Genomic DNA, 21,155 nt, shown 5'->3' on the forward strand with positions numbered 1-21,155 from the left:
CGCGCTGAAACCCGGTCAGCCCAGCACGGGCAGCCGGCGGTCGGCGGCCAGCTCGTCGAGCGCCCGCTGCATGACGCGGCGGACATGGGCGTCCACCTCGTCGATGTCGGGGTTCTCGCCGAACTCGGCGACGATGTCGATCGGCGCCAGCACCTGGGTGACGATCTTGGTGGGCAGCGGCATGTTGAGCGGCACCACCGCGGACAGGCCGAACGGGAAGCCGAACGACACGGGCACGATCTTGGTGCGGGCCAGCCGCGCGATCGGGCCGAGCCGCTTGGCCAGCCAGGTTCCCCGGGTGAGGAACAGCTGGGCCTCCTGGCCGCCGATCGAGACCGTCGGCACGATCGGCACACCGGCGTTGAGTGCGGCCTTGATGTAGCCGGTGCGGCCCGCGAAGTCGATCTTGTTCTGCGTCAGCGTCGGGCGGTACACGTCGTAGTCGCCGCCGGGGAACACCACCACCACCCCGCCCGAACGCAGCGCGTCGTCGGCGTTGTCGTGGTTGGCGCGGATGAAGCCGATCTTGATGAAGAACTCCGCGGTCGGGCCGGTCATCAGCATGTCGTGGCTGAGTGTGTACACCGGCCGGTCGTAGCCGAACTTCTCGTAGAAGCCGCTGGCGAACACCGGGACGTCCATCGCGAACAGGCCGCCGCTGTGGTTGGACACCACCAGCGCGCCGCCGGGCGGGAAGTCGTCGAGGCCGCGCACCTCGACCCGGTGATAGGCCTTGAGGATCGGTCTCAGCACCGCCATGACCTGCGCGGTGAACCCGGGATCCCACTTGGAGATCTCCGACGGGATGCTGTCGGTCGAGCTCATGAGGTGGCCCCTCCGGTAGAATTGAAACGTGTTCTAGTTTTTCGATGGTACCGGCATCGTGGTGCCGCTCGCTAGCATCACGTCGTGAGCAACGACGTCAACAGCGCCCCGGACCCCGTACTCGTCGAACAGCGTGACCGCATCCTGGTCATAACCATCAACCGGCCCAAGGCCAAGAACGCCGTCAATAAGGCCGTCGCGGAGGGCCTCGCGGCCGCCGTGGACCGCCTCGACGACGACCCCGGGCTGTCGGTCGGCGTGCTCACCGGGGCCGGCGGGACGTTCTGTGCGGGCATGGACCTCAAGGCCTTCGCCAGCGGTGAGCTGCCGATGGTCCCGGGCCGGGGCATGGGCTTCACCGAGCGTCCGCCCGCCAAGCCGCTGATCGCCGCCGTCGAGGGCTACGCGCTGGCAGGCGGCACCGAGCTCGCGCTGGCCACCGACCTCATCGTGGCCGCCCGCGATTCGGCGTTCGGCATTCCCGAGGTCAAGCGCGGCCTGGTCGCCGGCGGCGGCGGGCTGCTCCGGCTGCCGCAGCGGATCCCGTCGGCCATTGCGATGGAGCTGGCACTGACCGGCGAGGCGCTGCCCGCCGAACGCGCCCACGCCCTCGGCCTGGTCAACGCGCTGGCCGAGCCCGGACACGCCTTGGACGAGGCGATCGCGCTGGCCGAGCGGATCACCGCCAACGGCCCGCTCGCGGTGGCCGCCACGAAGCGGGTGATCGTCGAGTCCCGCGGCTGGTCGCCCGAGGAGTTCTGGGCGAAGCAGAACGAGATCATCATGCCGGTGTTCGGCAGCAAGGACGCCCAGGAGGGCGCGATCGCGTTCGCGGAGAAGCGCCCACCCCAGTGGACCGGCAGCTGAAGCGCGTCTTCTCCGGCCACATCGCGGGCGTCGGATCGCAGTCCGGTCACCGCCTCGTCGTCGGAAGCTGGCAGACCTCGCCGTACGGCGCGTTCACGGACGTGATGGTGCAGCGAGCCGACGACGAGCGGGTGCTGCTGGCACCGACGCGCGAGATCGCCGACTTCGTGTCGACCACGTATGCGTTCGACCGTGTGCTCGTCGGGCCGGTGCGTGCCGAGCTCACCGAGCACCGGCTCACGCTGGCGGCGCCGAATCTCGACCTGCGGATCGACATCGGGGGAGCGGCGCCGCTGGACCGGCTGCTGCGGCTGGTGCCGGCACGGCTCGCCGTCGCGCCGTGGTGGCTGCGGGCGATCGATCCGGTGGCGTCCCGCATGGTGGCCGGCGTGCACACCGCGGGCACCGCGGGCAACGGCAGGCGCGAGTACTACGGCGTCCGGCGGTCCCGGCGCATCGTCGGGGTGTCGGGCCGGCTCGACGGCGAGGACCTCGGCGCGCTGGCCCCGCTGCGACCGCCGGTGCGCTTCGGCTTCGCCTCCGCCCCGGCCGAACCACAGATCGTCTCGGTCACCACGACGATCATCGAGACCGCGTAGACCGCGTTTCGGGCCCGGCCGTCGGGGGCACCCGTCGCAGATGAGCACGCTGTCCCGGCTGCGCGATGTGCAGCGCCGAATCCTGAAAGCCCAGCGGCGGATATGGCTGTTACAGGCCTCGCTGTGGGTGACGCTGGTCCTCACCGGTGTGTCCGCCGTCGTCGGCGCCGCATGGTGGCTGTCGCAACGCCGCACCGACACATCTGAGGCCGGCGCCGCGTCGCGCGACACCGTCAACCCCGCGACCAACGGCCAGCTGACGCACGCCGGATCCCGAGGAGACACCTGATGGCACACGACGAACTGCCGCTGCCCGACTACGACCAACTGCCGCTGACCGAACTGCGGCACCGCATCCGCTCGCTCGAGGAGCCGGCACTGCGCGTCCTGTTCGACCACGAGACGGCGCACGGCAACCGCATCCCGGTGCTCGAACTGCTGCACGCCCGCCTCAAGGAGCTGCACGGCGGCGCCGAGCCGTCCGGCGGCGACCCGGCCAACGCGCCGCGGGTGTCGGGCACCGCGGGCGGATCCCCGGTCAGCACGGCCACCGCCGCGGAGGCGAACACTCCGCTGCGGCACGGTGTGGCGGCGCAGACCCCGGCCCGCGGCAAGCCCTGACGAGGTTCGGCGGGGCGTCGCACCGGGGTTGACCTCAACCTCCCTTGAGGTCGCAGGATGGCGGCATGACCATCGCCACCACAGTCGACGTCACGGGATACCTCGACCGCATCGGTCACGGCGCGGCGGCGCGGCCGGACCTGCAGACGCTGCGCGCCGTCGTGGCCGCGCACAACCGGACGATCCCGTTCGAGAATCTCGACCCTGTCCTCGGCATCCCCGTCGCCGACCTCGGGGCCGCTGCGCTGACCGACAAGCTGGTGCACCGGCGCCGAGGCGGCTACTGCTACGAGCACAACGGCCTGATGGGCTACGTGCTGGAGGCGCTCGGGTACGGGGTGGACCGGCTGGCCGGTCGGGTGGTGTGGATGAACGACGACTGGGTCCCGGGCGACGACGGCTTCGCCGCGGCGCTGCCCGCGCAGACCCACCAGTTGCTGGCGGTGACGGTGCCCGGCGAGGACGGCCGGTTCCTGGTCGACGTCGGATTCGGCGGGCAGACGTTGACCGCACCGATCCGCTTGGAGGCGGGGCCGTTGCAGGAGACCCGTCACGAGCCCTACCGGCTCCGCGAACACGGCGACGGCCTCCTGCTAGAGGCGCTGATCCGCGGGACGTGGCGCCCGCTGTACATCTTCTCGCTCCGGCCGCGGCCACTGATCGACCTCGAAGTCGGGAGTTGGTACGTGTCAACGCATCCGAAGTCGGGATTCGTGGTGGGACTGACCGCGGCGCTGATCGCCGACGACGCCCGCTGGAACATGCGTGGCCGCAACCTCGCCGTCCACCGAGCGGACGGCACCGAGCGGATCCGGTTCGACACGGCGGCGCAGGTGCTCGACGCGCTGACCGACCGCTTCGGCATCGACCTCGCCGATCTCGGCGACCGCGTCGACGTCGAGGCCCGCGTGCACGAGGTCCTCGACCGCTGACTCAGGGGCCGACGACCAGGTCCCACGGATCGCCGGCGAGCGCCGCCCGGCCCAGGCGCCGCGCGTACGACGCGGTGTCGCCGAACTCGTCGGCCCAGCTGCGCGCCCGCATCGTCACCGACCACAGCGGGTGCTCGATCGTCACCCCGATCGCCCCGTGCAACTGGTGCGCAGCGGTGGTCACCGGGCCGACCGCGCGACCGACGGCCACCTTCGTCACCGCCACCGCGTACTCCGTTGCGGCGTCCTCGAATCCGCGTTCCTGCGCGGCGGCGACGGCCAGTGCCACGGTGGCGCGCGCCCGCTCGATCTCGCCCGACATCCCGGCCAGCGCGTGCTGCACCGCCTGGAACGCGCTCAGCGGCCTGCCGAACTGGACGCGACCGCGGGTGTGCTCGACGGTCAGGGCCGCGGAGGCGTCGAGCGCCCCGACGATCTGCACGCACCGTGCCCATGCGCCGCGCCGCATCAACTGCTCGCCGATCGCGGGAGGCAGCCGTCGGCAGTCGTCGGCCGCCACGTCCACCGCGACGGCGCAGCGCGGCTCACCGGCGACATTCTGCCCGGAGGTGACGGACGCGTCCTGCAGGCGCGTCACGTACACCGCGTCCTCGGTGCGGCCCGCCAGGATGATCGTCGCGTCGTCGGCCCACGGCACGTCCCGCGCGACGCCGGTGATGCGCCCGCCCGCCACTTGTACGTCGGCGACCGCGACGGTCATCGGGCCCGTCGGCGGCACCGGCACGTCGGCCTCGGCCGCCAGCCAGGCGGCCAGCAGGTCGGTCTCGGCGACGGGGACGGCGGCCGCATGCCGGGCCAGCCCGTCCAGCACGATCGCCGCGTCTGCGGGTCCGGCGTCCTCGGCACTGGTCAGCCGGCTCAGCCCGGTGTCCTCGAGGTGCCGCCACAGCGTGGCGTCGAACCCGTCGGGGCGCCGCCGCCTGCCTGCGCGCGCGTCGTGGGCCCGCTGCCCCAATTCGTCGACCAGTTGCCGCAGTTCGTCGCTCACCGCACTCCCAGCCCCTTGGCGACGACGCCGCGCAGCACCTCGTTCGTCCCGCCGCGCAGCGTGAACAGCGGCGCCTGCAGTCGCGCCGTGGCCAACATGGCGCGCAGCCGGGCGGCGTCCGCACCGGCCGGATCCAGGTGGGTGAGCAGGTCGGCGACCAGGTCTACGGACTCCTGCTCGAACCGGGTGCCGAGATCCTTGACCAGCGCGGCGCGCGAGTTTGCGTCCGCGCCTGCGGTGAGCGCGCGGGCGACCGAGATCGACAGCTGACGCAGCGCGACGACACGGGCGATCAGCTCGCCCACCGCGGCGGCGGCGCCGTCGTCGGCCCCGGGACCCAGCGCGCGGACCGCCGCGAAGATCAGCGTCGCGGTCGACAGGAACCGCTCGGGCCCGCTGCGTTCGAAGCCCAGCTCGGCGGTCACCTGATGCCACCCGTCACCGAGCCCGCCGAGCAGTGCGCTGTCCGGGACGGTGACGTCGTCGAAGAGCACCTCGTTGAAGTGGTGCTCGCCGTTCATCAGCACGATCGGGCTGACGGCGATGCCCGGCAGGTCGGTGGGCACGATGAACTGGCTGAAGCCGGCGTGCCTGCGGTCCGGGTCGACCGGGCCGGTGCGGGCCAGCACCACGATCTGGTGGGCGAGGTGCGCGCCGCTGGTCCACACCTTCGTGCCCGACAGCGTCCAGCCGCCGTCGACGCGGGTGGCGCGCATCTGCACCGCGGCCAGATCGGACCCGGCGCCGTGCTCGCTCATCCCGATCGCCGAGTACAGCTGCCCGGCAGCGATGCGGGGCAGCAGGCGCCGCCGCTGCTCGTCGGTGCCGTAGGTGAGCAGTGCGGGCGCCACCTGCCGGTCGGCGATCCAGTGCGCGGCGACCGGCGCGCCGTGCGCGAGCAGTTCCTCGGTGACGACGTAGCGGTGCAGGTGGCCGGACCCGGACGGCGGCGCATGCCCGCCGAACTCCGCGGGGATCGTCAGCCCGACGAATCCGGCCGCGGCCAGTCGCGCGCTGAAGCCCGGATCCCAGCCCGTCAGCCAGCAGTCCACCGCCGGCGTCCAGCCGTGCTCGGCTCGGTCGTCGGCCAGGAAGCCGCGCACCGCGGCGCGCAGCGGGGCCAGGTCCCCGTCGTTGGCGCACAGCGCCTCGAATTCACCCACTGGGCAGGTGAGTCTAGTGAGCAGGAATCGTCATGTTCCCGGCGGCGGGCGGCGACCATACTCGGTCGGGTGAGCGAGCAACCGTCGACGCCCGCCGGCAGGGACCGCCTGCGCGAACTGCTCGACGCGGTGGTGGACGCGGACAACACCGTCGTGGGTGAGATGGCCCGCAGCAGTCACGCCTCGGAGTTCCACTTCTCCCGCGAGGTGCGGCGGCTGACCGGCGAGTCGCCCGCCGCGCTGCGGCGCCGCATCATGCTCGAACGGGCGGCCTGGCGATTGCGCAGCGGCGAAGGGGTCGCCGCGGTCGCCGCGGACGAGGGCTGGTCGTCGGCCGAGGTGTTCTCCCGGGCGTTCCGGAGGGCGTTCGGGGTGCCGCCGTCGCGCGCCGCCGACGTCGCCTTCCGGGTGCCGGCGCCCAACGGTCTGCATTTCCATCCGCCGCAGTCGCTGTGGCTCGACGGCGACGGGGCGACGAAGGAGCCCGACATGTCCCAGCTGATGGTGGCCCACGACATCGCCGACACCGCCTACCTCATCGACCGGGCGGCCGGGCTGTCGGCCGAACAGTGGACCGCCGAGCTGACGCCGGGGCAGGTGGTGCTCGACTGGGACGGTCCCGAGCCCAGCGTCGGCGCGGTGCTCGGTGCGATCGTGTGGACCAAGGAGGTGTGGCTGGCCACCATCGAGGGCCGCGACGTGCCCCGACGCGATGCCAGCGATCCGGCGTCGGTGTCACCGGCGGGGCTGGCCGCGCATCATGAGGACATCGGAAGCCGTTGGGCGGCAATGGTTTCTGAGTACAGCGCCGAGGGCAGGCTGGGCGACACCGTCATCGACGCGCTCTGCGAACCGCCGGAGTCGTTCCAGCTGTACGGCATCGTCGCCCACGTGCTCGAGTACGCCGCGCTGCGCCGCGGCCTGGCCCGCGCGATGCTCGCCCGCCTCGGCGTGGCCACCCATCGCGGCGACCCGCTGGAATGGATGAGAGGACACTGATGGCGACGATCTACTACACCGCGTCGAGTCTCGACGGCTACGTCGTCGACGAGGCCGACAGCCTGGACTGGCTCACCTCGCGCGAGATCGACGCAGACGGACCGTTCCACTACGACGCGTTCTTCGCGACGATCGGTGCGGTGGTGATGGGGTCGGCGACCTACGAGTGGATCGTGAAGAACCATCCCGGCGAGTGGATGTACTCCCAGCCGTCGTGGGTGCTGACCAGCCGCCCGGACATCGTGGTGGGCGGCCATCCGGTGCGGGTCTTCTCCGGCGCGGTCACCGAGCTGCATCCCGAACTCGTGGCGGCGGCCGCGGACAAGGACGTCTGGGTGGTGGGCGGCGGACTGGTCGCCGCGCAGTTCGTCGAGGCGGGACTGATCGACGAGATGATCGTCTCGTATGCGCCGTGTTCGCTCGGCGGCGGTTCCCGGGTGCTGCCGGTGCGCTCGGAGTGGGCGCTGGTGGAGTCGGCGGTCAACGCCGACTTCGTCTGCGCGCGCTGGCGCCGGGCCTGAACTCCGGCGCGGAGGTTACCGCGCCCGTGACGTGGCGGCGGTGTCCCGGCCCCGGGGCCGCCGCCACGTCACGAGCGCGACCCCTCGTCACTCCGGGGTGTACCCGAACGGCAGCAGGGTGCTCTTGGCCTGGCAGTACTGTTCGATGCCTTCCGGCCCGTTCTCGCGACCGATGCCGGAGTTCTTGTAGCCGCCGAACGGCGCGCCCGGATCGAACGCGTACATGTTCACCGCGTAGGTGCCGGTGCGGATCTTGGCGGCGATCTCCAGCGCCTTGCGGTTGTCGGTGGTCCACACGCTGCCGGCCAGGCCGTACACCGAGTCGTTGGCGATGCGCACCGCGTCGGCCTCGGTGTCGTAGGGAATGACCGCCAGCACCGGGCCGAAGATCTCCTCCTGGGCGATCGTCATCGAGTTGTCGACGTCGGCGAACACCGTCGGCTGCACGAACCAGCCGCTGTCGAGCCCCTCGGGCCTGCCGCCGCCGGTGACCACCCGGGCGCCCTCGTCGACGCCCTTCTTGATGTACTCCTCGACGCGCTCGCGCTGCCGCTCGCTGATCAGCGGGCCGATCGCGGCGTTCGGGTCGTCGGGCAACCCGACCGGCATCGCCGCGACGAAGTTGGCGAGCTTCTCGACCACCTCGTCGTAGCGCGACCGGGGCGCCAGGATCCGGGTCTGCGCGACGCAGGCCTGCCCGGAGTTCATCACCCCGGAGAACGCCAGCATCGGCAGCGACGAGTCGAGGTCGGCGTCCTCGAGCACGATCGCGGCCGACTTGCCGCCCAGTTCCAGCGTGCAGGGCTTGAGGCGCTCGGCGGCCAACTTGCCGATCTCCTTGCCCACGGCCGAACTGCCGGTGAAGGTGAACTTGTCCAGCTCGGGATTCGCGGTCAGCGCGCGGCCGGTCTCGGCGTCGCCCGGCACCACGGACAGCACACCCTCGGGCAGCCCGGCCTCGGCGAACATCTGGGCCATCGCGAACACCGACAGCGGCGTCTCGGCGGCCGGCTTGAGCACCACGGTGCAGCCGGCCAGCAGCGCGGGGCCGAGCTTGTTGGCGGCCAGGAAGAACGGCACGTTCCACGCCGTGATCGCGCCGACCACGCCGATCGGCTCGCGGGTGACCAGCGTCTGGCCGTAGATGCCGTCGCGGATCTCGGACCATTCGAACTTGTCGGCGGCGCCGGCGAAGTAGCCGAAGGCCGACATCGCCGCGCCGTACTGCATCATGTCGACGATCGTGGCGGGCTGCCCCGTCTCGGCGGTGAGCAGGAACTTCAGCTCGTCGGCGCGCTCGCTCATCAGGTTGACCGCGGCGCCGAGGATCTCCGCCCGCTGCTGCGGGGTCATCGTCGGCCACGGGCCCTCGTCGAAAGCCTTGCGCGCCGCGGCGCAGGCCGCGTCGACGTCGGCCGCGGCGGCCAGCGGCACCTGCCCGACCTTCTCGCCGGTCGCGGGGGAGTGCACCTCGATGACGTCGGAGGTCGACGGCGTCACCCAGGCGCCGCCGATGAACAGCTTGTCGTACTCGGTCTTGAAGGCAGCCGCCTGCACCGTCTGTGTCATGAGCGTCACACTACCGAAGGACGGGCCAAACGAGAACCTGTTCCAGTCACGGCCGCAGGACGAGCACCAGGTTGCTCACCAGGAACTCCCGCAGCAGCGGCACCTCGGTGCACCGCCACGCCCATCGCGGGTGGTAGCGGGGGAAAGCGCCGATGAGCGCGCCGGTGCTGCGCGCCCACTGCAGGCCGTCGGCCGCCGACACCGCGAACAGTGACGACCCGTAGTTGTTCTTCGCCGGGTGGCCGTGCCTGCGGGCGTACAGGGCTGCGGCGCGCGCCCCGCCGAGGTAGTGCGTCAGCCCCATCTCGTGCCCGCCGAACGGACCGAGCCACACCGTGTAGGACAGCACCACCAGCCCGCCGGGACGGGTGACGCGCAGCATCTCGTTGCCCAGCTGCCAGGGCCGCGGCACGTGCTCGGCGACGTTGGACGACAGGCAGACGTCGACGGCGGCGTCGGCGAACGGCAACGCCATCCCCGAGGCCCGCACGTAGCGCCCGCTCGCGGAGTCGGCGGCCGGGCTTGTGTTCGATGTCGCCGCCAACGCGGCTCCGGCATGCGCCTCGCGGGGATCGGGCTCGACGCCGAGGTAATCCATCCCCGCCGCGGCGAACGCCCCCGCGAAGTACCCGGGCCCACCGCCCACGTCCAGCACCGACCGGCCCGACGGTGAGCCGCCGACGCCGGCCTGCCACAGGTCGGCGACCATCGCGGCGGTGTCGTCGGCCAGTGCCCCGTAGAAGCGCGCCGGGTCGGACTGCTCGAAGCGGAACTCCGAGAGCAGCCGCACCGACCGGCCCAGCGTCGCCCGCTTCGCGAACAGGTCGGTGACGGCCATCGGGACACCCTATGCAGCCGGGCGGAAATCTCGTGCGCCACGGCGGGTCCGACGGCAAATAGGATGCGAGTTCGCACGGCAACGCAATCGACGACGGCGTATCCCCGCCGGATCCCCGAGGAGGACTCGCTGTGAGTGTGCCGCCCCAAGGACCGCCGCCGGGATGGCCACCCCCGCAGGGACCGCCGCAGTGGGGGCCGCCGCAGGGCCCTCCGCCCGGCGGACCGCCGCAATGGGGGCCGGCGCTGGGACAGCCTCAGGGAGCGCCGCAGTGGGGGGCGCCGCCGCACTGGCCTCCTCCGCAGGGACAGCCGTGGGCCCCGCCGACCGCGCCGCGTCCGCCGTCGAAGAACACCGGACTGATCATCGGGCTGGTGGCAGCGGCGGCCGTCGTCGTGGTGATCGTCGTGTTGGCCGTCGTCGTCGTGGGCTCCGGGAGTGACGGCGTCAGCGACGAGCAGCGCGCGGCGAACGCCACCACCGCGACGGACGCATCGGACTTCGACGTCGTGTGCGGCGAGGGTTCGGTGAGCAACGCCGCCACCTACCGGAAGCCGTACACCATCGTCGCGTTCCGCCAGACGACGGGCATCATCGGAACTGACCTGATCTGGACCGGTGTCACGCTGGAAGGCTCGTACGCCGCGGACGACGCGAAGTGGAAGGCGATCAACGCCGTGGCCTGTGTGTCCCGTGTCGCCGGCACCGAGGTGAAGTCCGGCACCTGCGAGTTCGACGACGGCGAGGTGGCCGACCACTATGCGGTCGAGTACGAGATCACCGTGCACGAGGCCAAGTCCGGCAGGGTCGTCGAGAACCTCGGGACGGTCAACGGCCCCGCCACCGACTGCCCCTTCATGGCGACCGTCGAGAGCGACGATCCGAGGATCTACGGTTCGCCCGACGACGCCGCCGTGGACGCCAAGCTCGCCGAGTTCGCCGCCGGATAAGCTGGCGCCCGATGTCTGCCCCGGTCCGCTCCGTCCTGCTGCTGTGCTGGCGTGACACCGGGCACCCGCAGGGTGGGGGCAGCGAGACCTACCTGCAACGCATCGGCGCCCAGCTTGCCGCCGACGGCGTCCGGGTGACGCTGCGGACCGCGCGCTACCGCGGCGCGCCCCGGCGCGAGACGGTCGACGGCGTGCACATCAGCCGCGCCGGCGGCCGTCACTCGGTGTACGTGTGGGCGGGACTGGCGATGGTGCTCGCGCGGATCGGCCTCGGCCCGCTGCGCCGCGTCCGGCCCGACGTCGTCGTCGACACTCAGAACGGGGTGCCGTTCCTGGCCAGGCTGGCGTACGGCAGGCGGGTGGCCGTGCTGGTGCACCACTGCCACCGCGAGCAGTGGCCGGTGGCGGGTCCGTTGATGTCGCGTCTCGGTTGGTTCGTCGAGTCGAGGGTGTCTCCGCGGGCGCACCGCCGCAACCAGTACGTAACGGTCTCGCTGCCGTCGGCCCGCGACCTGACCGACCTCGGCGTCGACGCGGCCCGGGTCGCCGTGGTGCGCAACGGTGTCGACGCGGCTCCGCCGCACACCCTGACCGCTGAGCGTGCCGGGCAGCCGCGCGTCGTCGTGCTGTCCCGGCTGGTGCCGCACAAGCAGATCGAGGACGCGCTCGACGCCGTCGCCGCACTGCGGCCCCGGCTCCCGCACCTGCACCTGGACATCCTCGGCGACGGCTGGTGGCGACAGCGCCTCGTCGAGCGCGCCGCGCACCTGGGCATCGCCGACGCGGTGACGTTCCACGGCCACGTCGACGACAACACGAAACACGCTGCGCTGCAACATGCCTGGGTGCACGTGCTGCCGTCCCGCAAGGAGGGCTGGGGGCTCGCCGTGATCGAGGCCGCGCAGCACGGCGTGCCCACCATCGGCTACCGGGACTCCGGCGGTCTGGTCGACTCGGTGGTCGACGGCGTCACCGGACTGCTGGTCGACGACCTCACCGGGCTCGTCGACGGGCTCGACCGGCTGCTGACCGACCCGGTGCTGCGCGACCAGCTCGGTGCCAAGGCGCAGACCCGCAGCGGTGAGTTCTCCTGGCGGCAGAGCGCCGACGCCATGCACGAGGTGCTGCACGCGGTCCGCGACGGCCGGATGGTCAGCGGCCTGGTCTAAGGCACTGCCGCGCCGTCCAGCCACTGCGCGATCGCCGCTGCCGCCTCCCCGTAGAACGTGCGGTACTGGTTCTCGGCGACGTAACCGATGTGCGGTGTGGCGAGCACGTTCGGCAGCACCCGCAGCGGGTGGTCGGCGGGCAGCGGTTCGGTGCCGAACACGTCGAGCGCCGCGCCGGCGACCGTGTCGTTCCGCAGCGCCTCGACGAGGGCCGCCTCGTCGACGATCGGTCCGCGTGACGTGTTGACCAGGCGGGCAGTCGGTTTCATCGCCGCGAAGTCGTCGGCGCCGACGAGGCCACGGGTCCGGTCGCCGAGCACGAGGTGGATGGTCAGCACGTCGGCAAGGGCGAACAGCTCGTCCCTGCTCACCCACGAGGCGCCTGCGGCCGCCGCGCGTTCGGGCGTGAGGTTCGGGCTCCAGGCGATGACGCGCATGTCGAACGCGGCGCCGATGCGTGCCACCGCGGCGCCGATGCGGCCGAGACCGAGGACGCCCAGTGTCTGGCCGCTCAGCTCGCGGCCGATCGAGGTCTGCCAGCCGCCGCCACGAACCGAGGTGGCCTGGCCGACGACGTCGCGGACGCTCGCCAGGATCAACGCCCACGTGAGCTCCACCGTCGCCGCCGCGGACCCACCGGTCCCGCTGACGTGTATTCCGCGCTCCTGCGCGGCGACGGTGTCGATCGACGCGTTCCGCGACCCGGTCGACGCGATCATCCTCAGCCGGGGCAGGCGTTCGAGGACACTGCGCGGCAACGGTGTTCGTTCCCGCATCACGCAGACCACATCGAACGGCGCCAGCCGCGCCACGACGTCGTCGGGGTCACGGACGTGGTCGGTGAACACCGTGATCTCGGCCCGCGTCGCGACCGGCGACCAGTCGGCCAGCTCCAGCGCGACGCCCTGGTAGTCGTCGAGGATCGCGACCTTCACGGCTCACACAGTAGCCACACTCGGCGCGCGCCGACCGTCCCGAATGCCACGAAAAGCACCTTGATCGACGGCGTCGTCGCGCACAGTTGACACATGACTCCGCCGCCGAAGGTCCCAGGCCCCAAAGACGTGAAGGCCGCTGCGCAGTTCGCGGCCGAGACGGCGCAGGGAGCGGTGAACGACGCGTTCCGCGGCTCACGCGCGTCGCTGGAGCTCGTCGGTCAGCTGCCGGACCTGATCGAGAACCTCGTCGCCGCGACGGAACGGCTCAACGCGGCCATCGACCGCGCCGAGCGGTACCTGGCGCTGGCCGACCCGATGATCCGGACCATGGACGCCGTGCTGCCCCAGCTCGAGGCGCTGGTGAACACCGGCAACGACGTCTTCAACGCCGTTTCCACGATGCCGGGCGCATCGACCCTGGGCCGGCTGACGGGCCGCGGCACGGCGGGCGTGCCGCGGGACCCGCCCGCGCGTGGCCGCGGCGCACCCAAGAAGCCGCGATAGCCACACGACTTCGACATCAGGGTCGCGATTGCGCGACGATCACTGCCCTGGTGCAGAAGTCGCACCCGACCGGAGCCGTCGCAGCGTGGCGACCGTCGTCCCCGCCGCCCCCGCCAGCAACACCGCGAGCCAGGCCAGGTGCACGGCGATCATCAGCGCCCGGTGCGGCGACGCGGGCGCGGAGCCGCCCACCCGGTAGACCGTGAGGTCGTCGTCACGGAAGGCCAGGGGCAGATCGAGGTCGCCGGAGCCCGACTCGACCACCACCCAGCCGACGCCCGCGGCGGCCAGCTCTTCGCGGGTCGCCCCGCCCAGCACCATGTCCTGCACCTCCCGCGCCCGCGCACCCTCGCCGGGCACGGTCCGGCCACCGATGACGAGGTCACCCGTGCTGAGCACGTCCGCACGCACCCAGCGGGGCAGCGGATCGAGCACCGGCGCCGGGCCCGCCCACGCGAAGCGGCGCATGCTGTCGGGCGGGAGCACGGCCACCGGGCCGGGATCGGCATCGATCACCGCCGCCGCCGAGCGCCAGCCGTCCGGGTAGGATACCGCGGTCATCCGGCCGCCGACGCCCCACGCGAGGTCGGGCAGGGTCGCGATCAGGGCCGCGCAGCACACCGCCGCGACCGCAGCACCCGGTAGCCACCGTCGCAGCAGGATCACCGCACCGGCGCCGGCCAGCGCGTAGCCGGGGACCGCGAGCGCCACCCACTTCTGCCCGTCGCGCACCACCCCGAGACCGGGCAGCGCGTTCACCACCGCCTCCACGGCGACCAGCCCGGGCCCGGTGGCCATCGCGGCGGGCACCACGACGGCGACGGCCGCGAGCGCGAGCAGCGGGACGGCCGCCGGACGGCGCACCACCACCGGCAGGCCGACGGCCACCACGGTGAGCAGCACCAGCGTGGCGATGAATGCGAATGCCGTTGCCCGCGTTTCGGGTACCGCCTCGGCGTTCCAGATCCCGCCCAGCCCGGCGAGGCTCCCCAGTGTGGCCAGCCCGGGTTCGGCGCGGGCGGCGAACGCGGGCACCCCGGCGGCCTGCGACGCGGGCAGCGAACCCGCCACCGCCGATGCCACCAGCCACGGCGAGGCGACCAGCAGCGCGAGGGCGAGCGTCACCGCGGGCACCCGCCAGGACCGCACGCCCGGCGCACACGCCGCGGCCAGCGCGACCGTCGCGGCCAGCATCAGACCGGTCGGTGTCAGGCCCGCCAGCGCCAGCCAGAACGCCAGCGGCCACCACCAGCCCGCACCCTCTCGCCGGCGCAGCACCGCCGCCGCGACCCACGGCAGGCAGCCGTAGCCGACCAGCAGGCTCCAATGGCCCTGCAGGAGGCGTTCGGCGACGTACGGGTTCCAGATCGCCAGCGTGGTCGCCACGGCCTGGCCGGCGCGTCCGGCGTCGGGCAGCACCGCCGCCGTCAACCGCGCCGCACCCCAGCCCGCCAGCCACAGGCCGGCCACCAGCAGCGCCTTGACCACGACGCCGCCATCGACGACATGAGAGCCGAGCGCCACCGCGAAGTCCTGGGGCAACGCCCGGGGTGCGGCGTCGGACAGTCCGAGGGCGACGTCGGTGAGGTGCGACCGGGGAGTGGAGACCGCGTCGCGCAGCAGCAGGTATCCCGGCGCCAGCAGCGGCCCGGTCACCACCAGCGCGAGTGCCAGCGCGTACGCCGGCAGCACGAGCGCCCCGATCAGACCGGTCTGTCGGGCGGCAGGTCGGTCGGCCGTTGCGCCGGGAGTTTCTCGGTCTTGGCCTCGGCGCCCGGCACCTGGATGCCCATGGTGTCGAAGAAGCCGTGGTCGGCCTCGTCGAGTCCGGGGTCGATCAGCGCCGACTCGGCGCGGATGCTGAACGATCCGAGCAGCGCGCCGCCGACCAGGGCGAGAAGCCCCACCGCAGTGAACGTGATCGGCAGTATGCGGCCCCACAGCGACACCCGGTCGCGCTCGCTTCGTGCCGCGGCGACCTGCGTCTCGACGGTCTCCTCGGTGGACGTCACCTTGTAGTCGACGAAGGTGACCTCGGGCTCGAGGGCCTGCCGCGCGTAGTAGTGGTAGCTGTGCTCCTCGTTCTTCACGATGGAGCCCGACACCGGATCCACCCACAGCGTGCGCTGCGCCGCGTAGTAGCGGCTCATCGTGATCGGCTCTTCGGGGTCGCCGGGAACGCCCCACAGAGCGGCCCGCGCGGTGACCTGGCTGTCGGCGTCGTCCTCGTAGAGCGACGCGTACTTCACCGGCTCGACCAGCTTGCCCTCGTCGTCGTAGCCGACGTTCTGGGTGAACTTGTAGGTGGTGAGCCCGTTGACGTCCTCTTCGCCGTCGTAGTTGGCGTCGTAGGCCTTCTGCGCGATCGGGTCGAACAGCGGGTAGGTCTTCTTCTCGGTGTCGAACGGGAAGCGGTACGTCAGCCCCTCGTGCGGCAACGCGATGCTGGTCGGCGGCTGGTCGTCGTCGATGCCACGGGGCTTCTGCACCGCACCACCCGGGTTGCTCTCGCTGGAGACGGCCATCGCCGAGGACCGGTCGAGGGTCACGGTGTCCACCATCGCCAGCATCAGTCCGTTGTCCTGTTGCTTGTCGGTGCGCCGGAGCGTCGAGCCGACCTGCAGCGTCACCACGTCGGCGTTCGACGGGGCCTCGACGCTCACCTCCTGCTGCAGGCTCAGCGGCACGTCGCGGTCGACCACGAACCGTTCACCGAGCAGCGATGCCGGATCGAACGCGGTGCCCGACCCGTCGCTGACCAGAGTGGCGTCGATGTCGAGCGGGACCTTGGCCACCTTGCTCTTGGTGTAGGTCGACAGCAACAGCGCGGCGATCAGAAGGGCTGCTCCGAGCCCCATGAGTCCGCATGCCGCAATACGCAGCGCGACTGCGCGGTTCAAACCGTGCCTCCTTCGGCTTGGACTCCGGCCGGCTGGCCTGAGGTCGCGGCAAAACCCGTCTGACCCTAACAGCAGACAATAAGGCGGGTACTTACTACGAGGTCGCGGCCCGGGGGCCGCTCGGGGGTGGGGAGGTACTACCCGTTCGACCGCCCGGCACACTGGTCACCGTGGCAGACGCGACCGGATCCGGAGGGCAGCGCGACTTCCTGCCTGCCGTCGAAGGCATGCGCGCCTGCGCGGCCATCGGCGTCGTCGTCACCCACGTGGCGTTCCAGACCGGGCACACCGGCGGTGTGGACGGCCGTCTGCTCGGCCGCTTCGACCTCGCGGTCGCGGTGTTCTTCGCACTGTCGGGGTTCCTGCTGTGGCGCGGGCACGCCGCGGCCGCAAGGGGCCTGCGCCCCGTCCCGCCGACCGGGCACTACCTGCGGTCGCGGATCGTCCGCATCATGCCGGGCTACCTGGTGGCGGTCGTCGTCATCCTCACCCTGCTGCCCGACGCCAGGGCCGACCTCACGGTGTGGCTGGCCAACCTGACGCTGACGCAGATCTACGTGCCGCTGACCCTGACCGCCGGGCTGACCCAGATGTGGAGCCTGTCGGTGGAGGTGAGCTTCTACCTGGTGCTGCCGCTGCTCGCGCTGCTGGCGCGGCGGGTGCCGGTGCGGGCGCGCATCCCGGTGATCGTGGTGGCGGCGCTCGCCAGCATGGGCTGGGCGCTGATCCCGATCAGCACCCCCCTCGGCGTCAACTCGCTGAACTGGCCGCCGGCGTTCTTCTCCTGGTTCGCCGCCGGGATGCTGCTCGCGGAGCTGACGGTGTCCCCGGTGTCCTGGCCGCACCGGCTGGCGCGCAGGCGGATCCTGATGGCCGTCGTCGCGGTGGCGGCCTACCTCGTCGCGGCGTCGCCGGTCGCGGGCCCCGAGGGGCTGACCCCGGGCACCACCGACCAGTTCATGGTGAAGACGGCGATGGGGGCGGTGCTGGCCGCGGCGCTGCTGGCGCCGCTGGTGCTCGACCGGCCCGACACCCCGCACCGCCTGCTCGGCAGCGCGGTGATGGTGACGCTGGGCCGGTGGTCCTACGGGCTGTTCGTCTGGCACCTCGCCGCGCTGGCCATGGTGTTCCCGGTGATCGGGGAGTTCGCCTTCACCGGACACATGCCGGTGGTGCTGGCGCTCACACTCGTCTTCGGATTCGCGATCGCGGCCGTCAGCTATGCGCTGGTCGAATCGCCGTGCCGGGTGGCGCTGCGGCGCTGGGAGTACCGGCGGGCCAGGGTCGACGGAAGGCCGGTGCCGCCGCTCGACAGTGCCGTCACCGGGGCCGCGGAACCGATCTCGCACTGACGCGTCAGTGCCCCAGCCTGCGCAGCGTGACGCGCACGGTCTCGGCGACGGCGTCGTTGAGCGGCGGCACCTTCTCCCGGCCGTCGCGCGAGCGGGTCAGCACCGTCACCAGCAGCCGCTGGCCGGCCGGGCCGATCAGCAGGCCGGAGTCGTTGGTGGTGCCGTAGTCGCCGGCGCCGGTCTTGTCGGCGCTGGTCCACCCCGCGGGCAAGGCGGCCCGGAACCGGGTGCCTGAGGTGACGTTGGCCAGCATCCAGTCCAGCAGCCGCTGCCGCGACGGCGGGGTGAGCACGCCGCCGGTGAGCAGTGCGCGGTAGCCGCCGTTCAGCGCGCGGGGGGTGGTGGTGTCGCGGGGGTCGCCGGGGTCGGCGTCGTTGAGGTCGAGTTCCCAGCGGTCGAGCCTGGTCTGGTCGTCACCGATCGAGCGGGCGAAGGCCGTGATCGCCTGCGGGCCGCCGATCGCGCGCAGCAGCAGATTGCCCGCGGTGTTGTCGCTGTTGATCAGCGCTGCGGCGCACAGCTCGGCCAGTGTCATCGTCGTACCGACGCGCTTCTCGGTGACCGGCGAGTTGGCGACGATGTCGGCCGCGGCGACCTGCACCGGTGTGGCCTCCAGCCGCAGCGCGCCCTGGTCCGCGAGTTGCAGCAGCCGTCCGGCGGCGTAGGCCTTGAACGTCGAGCACATCGCCGAGCGCTGGTCCGGCCGGTTCATCAGCGTGGCCGACGACACCAGATCGACGGCGTAGAGCCCGATCTCGGCGTTGAACCGCTCCTCGAGGCCCTGGATCTCGGGATCGGCGATCGGGGGCATGGCCGCGGCGAGGCCTGGCCGGACGGCGGCTCCGGCGGTCAGCGCGAGGGCCAGCCCGATGGCGTGGCGCCGGTTCAGTTGTGGGCTCATGGTGTGTACCGAACCATGGCGGCGCCGCGGCCGGGTCGCCGGGTCAACGCGCCGCCCTCGCGATGACGGCGTCGCGCACCGCCGACCGCCGGGCCTTGCCCGCGTCGTCGCGCAGCGGCTGGTCGGTGAACTCGACGGTGCGGGGCACCTTGTATCCGGCGAGGCGCTCCGCGACGAACACCGTCACCGCCGCCTCGTCGAGCGCCGACTCCGGTGCGGGCTGCACCAGCGCGTGCGGCACCTGACCCAGGTCGTCGTCGGGGATCCCGACCACGAGGCAGGACAACACGTCCGGGTGCGCCGACAGCGCCGACTCGACCTCGGCGGGATAGACGTTGCGGCCACCGACGGTGAACATGTCGATCCGCCGGTCGTTGAGGTAGAGGAAGCCGTCGTCGTCGAAGTAGCCCAGGTCGCCGAGCGATTCCCAGCCGTCGCGGCTCTTCGCGGTGCTGCCGACGTAGCGGTAGGTGGGTGCGCTGCCGGGTGCGCGCCGCATGTAGATCTCGCCCGTCACTCCCGGCGGGCAGGTGTTCCCGTCGTCGTCGAGCACCGTCATCTCGCCCGCGACCACCGTGCCCACCGATCCCGGATGGCTCAGCCACTGGTCGCCGGAGATGAACGTCAGCGCCTGTAATTCGGTGCCGCCGTATAGTTCCCACACCACGTCGGGGCCGAGCAGGTCGATCCACGCCCGCTTGACCGTCGGCGGGCACGGCGAGGCGAGATGCCAGAACCGCCGGATCGACGAGAGGTCGTAGGCGGCCGGGTCGGCTTCCACGGCGGCCCGGTACACCGGCAGCAGCCGCTGCATGATCGTCGGCACAGTGGTCAGGAACGTGACCCGGTGCTCGGTGACCAGGCGCAGGAACTCGTGCGGGTCGAACCGCGGCATCACCACCATGTGGTGGCCCATCAGCAGGCCGATCGCGAAGGTCGTGAACCCGGTGTTGTGGCTCATCGGCACCGAGATCAGGTTGACGTCACCGTATTCGGCGCCCAGCGGTACACCGATCAGCGCGGGCACCCGGCTGTCGTTGCCTGCCTCGATCAGCTTGGGCCTGCCGGTGCTGCCGCCCGAGGCCATCGACTTCCAGACCGGCGAAACCGTTTCCGGCAGTGGGTCCGCCGACACCGTCGGATCGGGCTCGAAGTCAGCCGGGACGCTGCGCGCGACGCTGTTGGGATCGGCCCGGCCGACCAGCAGGGCAGGCGTCCGCAGCGCGAGCAGCGCGGCCAGTTCGGCGTCGGGCAGCCGGGCCGACAGCGGCTGCGGCACCGCGCCGAGCTTCCATGCGGCCAGCACGGCCTGCACCCAGCCGATCGAGTTCGGTAGCACGACCGTCACGTAATCGCCCTGTCGCACACCGAGTTCGGCGTAGGCGCGGGCGAGCCGGTTGGTCGATGCGTCCAACTCCGCCCTGGTCAGGGTGCGTCCCGCGCAGGTGACCGCGGGTGCGCCGGGATCCTGCGCGGCCAGCTGCGAAACCTGCGTGCCGATCGGGTCCACCGGTGCCATCAGTACCCGCCCCGCCGCTCGAAGATCCGGCGCGGATTGTCGACCAGCATCGTGGTGATCTGCTCCTCCGTCACACCCTGCCGGCGAAGCGCGGGCAGCACGTCGTTGTGGATGTGGAGATAGTGCCAGTTGGGCATCGCCACCGGCAGCGTCGCCTCGGGCAGCGCGTCGAAGTAGCAGGACGCGTCGTGCGACAGCACCAGTTGCCCGGCGTGGCCGCGCGCGCACAGCGTGGCGACGGTGGCGACGCGGTCCTCGAACGACAGGTAGGCGTCGACGCCGAAGCGGTCCATCCCGAGATACGACCCCGCTGCCATGAGCTCCTCGAGGTAGGCCAGGTCGGTGGTGTCGCCGCAGTGGCCGATGATGACGCGCGACAGGTCGACGCCCTCCTCGGCGAAGACGCGCTGCTGTTCGAGCCCGCGGCGGGTGGCGGCGTGGGTGTGGGTGGAGATCGGGACCCCGGTCTGGCGGTGCGCCTGTGCCACCGCGCGCAGCACCCGCTCCACGCCGGGGGTGAGCCCGGGTTCGTCGGTCGCGCACTTGAGGATCGCGGCCTTGATGCCGGTGTCGGCGATGCCATGGGTGATGTCGCGGACGAACATCTCGGTCATCACCTCGGGTCCGCCCAGCGCGGTGCCGGGGCCCTGAAAGTGGAACCGGAACGGCACGTCGTTGTAGGTGTACAGGCCGGTGGCGACCACGATGTTGAGCTCGGTGGCCGCGGCGATGGTGGCGATCCGCGGCACATACCGGCCGAGGCCGACAACGGTGAGGTCGACGATGGTGTCCACCCCGCGCGACTTGAGCTCGTCGAGGCGGTCGATCGCACGGGCGATGCGGGTGCGCTCGTCGCCCCACGCCTCGGGGTAGTTCACCGCGATCTCGGTGGTCATGATGAACACGTGCTCGTGCATCAGCGTGACGCCGAGGTCGGCGGTATCGAGCGCTCCGCGTGCGGTGTTGAGCTGCGGCATCA

22 protein-coding genes are annotated in these 21,155 nt (G+C 71.9%); 11 read left to right on the forward strand and 11 right to left on the reverse strand.

Annotation, left to right across the window (positions count from 1 at the left end; translation table 11 throughout):
* Positions 1-15 precede the first annotated feature (15 nt).
* Positions 16-825 carry a 1-acyl-sn-glycerol-3-phosphate acyltransferase gene (locus tag O6P37_RS13505; protein WP_269894554.1) on the reverse strand — a complete coding sequence of 270 codons (810 nt, stop codon included), beginning with the start codon at positions 823-825 and terminating at the stop codon, positions 16-18.
* Between the two features lie 84 nt (positions 826-909).
* On the opposite strand from O6P37_RS13505, the gene O6P37_RS13510 reads away from it, so the two are divergent.
* From O6P37_RS13510 to O6P37_RS13530, 5 genes are all read left to right on the forward strand, one after another.
* Positions 910-1,692 (forward strand): crotonase/enoyl-CoA hydratase family protein, encoded by a 783-nt coding sequence (locus O6P37_RS13510; protein ID WP_269894555.1) that lies wholly within the window; start codon positions 910-912, stop codon positions 1,690-1,692.
* Positions 1,677-2,291 (forward strand): hypothetical protein, encoded by a 615-nt coding sequence (locus tag O6P37_RS13515; protein WP_269894556.1) that lies wholly within the window; start codon positions 1,677-1,679, stop codon positions 2,289-2,291. The genes O6P37_RS13510 and O6P37_RS13515 overlap by 16 nt, the downstream gene beginning before the upstream one ends.
* Positions 2,292-2,331: 40 nt before the next feature.
* Positions 2,332-2,580 carry a hypothetical protein gene (locus O6P37_RS13520; RefSeq protein WP_269894557.1) on the forward strand — a complete coding sequence of 83 codons (249 nt, stop codon included), beginning with the start codon at positions 2,332-2,334 and terminating at the stop codon, positions 2,578-2,580.
* Entirely contained in the window at positions 2,580-2,912 is a 333-nt protein-coding gene (locus O6P37_RS13525) for a hypothetical protein (protein ID WP_269894558.1), read from the forward strand. Before O6P37_RS13520 ends, O6P37_RS13525 begins: the two co-directional genes overlap by 1 nt.
* 65 nt (positions 2,913-2,977) lie before the next feature.
* Positions 2,978-3,844 (forward strand): arylamine N-acetyltransferase family protein, encoded by an 867-nt coding sequence (locus tag O6P37_RS13530; protein ID WP_269894559.1) that lies wholly within the window; start codon positions 2,978-2,980, stop codon positions 3,842-3,844.
* A gap of 1 nt (position 3,845) precedes the next feature.
* Here the strand turns inward: O6P37_RS13530 and O6P37_RS13535 are convergent, their stop codons facing one another.
* Together O6P37_RS13535 and O6P37_RS13540 are read right to left on the reverse strand one after the other, a co-directional pair.
* Entirely contained in the window at positions 3,846-4,853 is a 1,008-nt protein-coding gene (locus tag O6P37_RS13535; protein ID WP_269894560.1) for an acyl-CoA dehydrogenase family protein, read from the reverse strand.
* A complete protein-coding gene (locus O6P37_RS13540; protein ID WP_269894561.1) occupies positions 4,850-6,016 on the reverse strand; it encodes an acyl-CoA dehydrogenase family protein in 1,167 nt (388 codons plus the stop codon). Before O6P37_RS13540 ends, O6P37_RS13535 begins: the two co-directional genes overlap by 4 nt.
* Before the next feature lie 69 nt (positions 6,017-6,085).
* On the opposite strand from O6P37_RS13540, the gene O6P37_RS13545 reads away from it, so the two are divergent.
* The gene (locus tag O6P37_RS13545; RefSeq protein ID WP_269894562.1) at positions 6,086-7,015 is read left to right on the forward strand and encodes a helix-turn-helix domain-containing protein; all 930 of its coding nucleotides are present in this window, start codon (positions 6,086-6,088) and stop codon (positions 7,013-7,015) included.
* Positions 7,015-7,536 (forward strand): dihydrofolate reductase family protein, encoded by a 522-nt coding sequence (locus tag O6P37_RS13550; RefSeq protein WP_269894563.1) that lies wholly within the window; start codon positions 7,015-7,017, stop codon positions 7,534-7,536. Before O6P37_RS13545 ends, O6P37_RS13550 begins: the two co-directional genes overlap by 1 nt.
* Positions 7,537-7,623: 87 nt before the next feature.
* Here the strand turns inward: O6P37_RS13550 and O6P37_RS13555 are convergent, their stop codons facing one another.
* Positions 7,624-9,105 carry an aldehyde dehydrogenase gene (locus O6P37_RS13555; RefSeq protein WP_269894564.1) on the reverse strand — a complete coding sequence of 494 codons (1,482 nt, stop codon included), beginning with the start codon at positions 9,103-9,105 and terminating at the stop codon, positions 7,624-7,626.
* A 46-nt stretch (positions 9,106-9,151) separates the two neighbouring features.
* Positions 9,152-9,943 carry a class I SAM-dependent methyltransferase gene (locus O6P37_RS13560; protein ID WP_269894565.1) on the reverse strand — a complete coding sequence of 264 codons (792 nt, stop codon included), beginning with the start codon at positions 9,941-9,943 and terminating at the stop codon, positions 9,152-9,154.
* A gap of 131 nt (positions 9,944-10,074) precedes the next feature.
* Between O6P37_RS13560 and O6P37_RS13565 the strand changes: the two genes are divergently transcribed.
* Together O6P37_RS13565 and O6P37_RS13570 are read left to right on the forward strand one after the other, a co-directional pair.
* On the forward strand, positions 10,075-10,893 hold the full coding sequence (locus tag O6P37_RS13565; protein ID WP_269894566.1) for a hypothetical protein: 819 nt from the start codon (positions 10,075-10,077) through the stop codon (positions 10,891-10,893).
* Between the two features lie 11 nt (positions 10,894-10,904).
* Positions 10,905-12,062 carry a glycosyltransferase family 4 protein gene (locus tag O6P37_RS13570; RefSeq protein WP_269894567.1) on the forward strand — a complete coding sequence of 386 codons (1,158 nt, stop codon included), beginning with the start codon at positions 10,905-10,907 and terminating at the stop codon, positions 12,060-12,062.
* Here O6P37_RS13570 and O6P37_RS13575 read toward each other — a convergent pair.
* Positions 12,059-12,997 (reverse strand): D-2-hydroxyacid dehydrogenase family protein, encoded by a 939-nt coding sequence (locus O6P37_RS13575; RefSeq protein ID WP_269894568.1) that lies wholly within the window; start codon positions 12,995-12,997, stop codon positions 12,059-12,061. The two genes, O6P37_RS13570 and O6P37_RS13575, sit on opposite strands and share 4 nt — an antisense overlap.
* A gap of 93 nt (positions 12,998-13,090) precedes the next feature.
* On the opposite strand from O6P37_RS13575, the gene O6P37_RS13580 reads away from it, so the two are divergent.
* Positions 13,091-13,504, forward strand: a complete 414-nt coding sequence (locus O6P37_RS13580; protein ID WP_269894569.1) for a hypothetical protein — start codon at positions 13,091-13,093, stop codon at positions 13,502-13,504.
* 39 nt (positions 13,505-13,543) lie between these two features.
* On the opposite strand, the gene O6P37_RS13585 is transcribed toward O6P37_RS13580, so the two are convergent.
* Entirely contained in the window at positions 13,544-15,196 is a 1,653-nt protein-coding gene (locus tag O6P37_RS13585) for a hypothetical protein (RefSeq protein ID WP_269894570.1), read from the reverse strand.
* An 11-nt stretch (positions 15,197-15,207) separates the two neighbouring features.
* Positions 15,208-16,404: a DUF3068 domain-containing protein gene (locus tag O6P37_RS13590; protein ID WP_269894571.1), complete on the reverse strand. Its 1,197-nt coding sequence runs from the start codon at positions 16,402-16,404 to the stop codon at positions 15,208-15,210.
* A 227-nt stretch (positions 16,405-16,631) separates the two neighbouring features.
* Between O6P37_RS13590 and O6P37_RS13595 the strand changes: the two genes are divergently transcribed.
* Positions 16,632-17,756, forward strand: coding sequence for an acyltransferase family protein (locus O6P37_RS13595; protein WP_269894760.1), 1,125 nt, complete (start codon positions 16,632-16,634; stop codon positions 17,754-17,756).
* 4 nt (positions 17,757-17,760) lie between these two features.
* Here the strand turns inward: O6P37_RS13595 and bla are convergent, their stop codons facing one another.
* Genes bla through O6P37_RS13610 form a run of 3 tightly spaced genes read right to left on the reverse strand, consistent with a single transcriptional unit; the run spans position 17,761 to position 21,153 of the window.
* A complete protein-coding gene (bla, locus tag O6P37_RS13600) occupies positions 17,761-18,657 on the reverse strand; it encodes a class A beta-lactamase (protein WP_269894572.1) in 897 nt (298 codons plus the stop codon).
* 43 nt (positions 18,658-18,700) lie between these two features.
* A complete protein-coding gene (locus tag O6P37_RS13605) occupies positions 18,701-20,176 on the reverse strand; it encodes an AMP-binding protein (protein WP_269894573.1) in 1,476 nt (491 codons plus the stop codon).
* Positions 20,176-21,153 carry a phosphotriesterase family protein gene (locus tag O6P37_RS13610; RefSeq protein ID WP_269894574.1) on the reverse strand — a complete coding sequence of 326 codons (978 nt, stop codon included), beginning with the start codon at positions 21,151-21,153 and terminating at the stop codon, positions 20,176-20,178. The genes O6P37_RS13605 and O6P37_RS13610 overlap by 1 nt, the downstream gene beginning before the upstream one ends.
* Positions 21,154-21,155: the final 2 nt, after the last annotated feature.

It is taken from the genome of Mycobacterium hippophais (genome assembly GCF_027529605.1).
Classification (GTDB): domain Bacteria; phylum Actinomycetota; class Actinomycetes; order Mycobacteriales; family Mycobacteriaceae; genus Mycobacterium; species Mycobacterium arseniciresistens.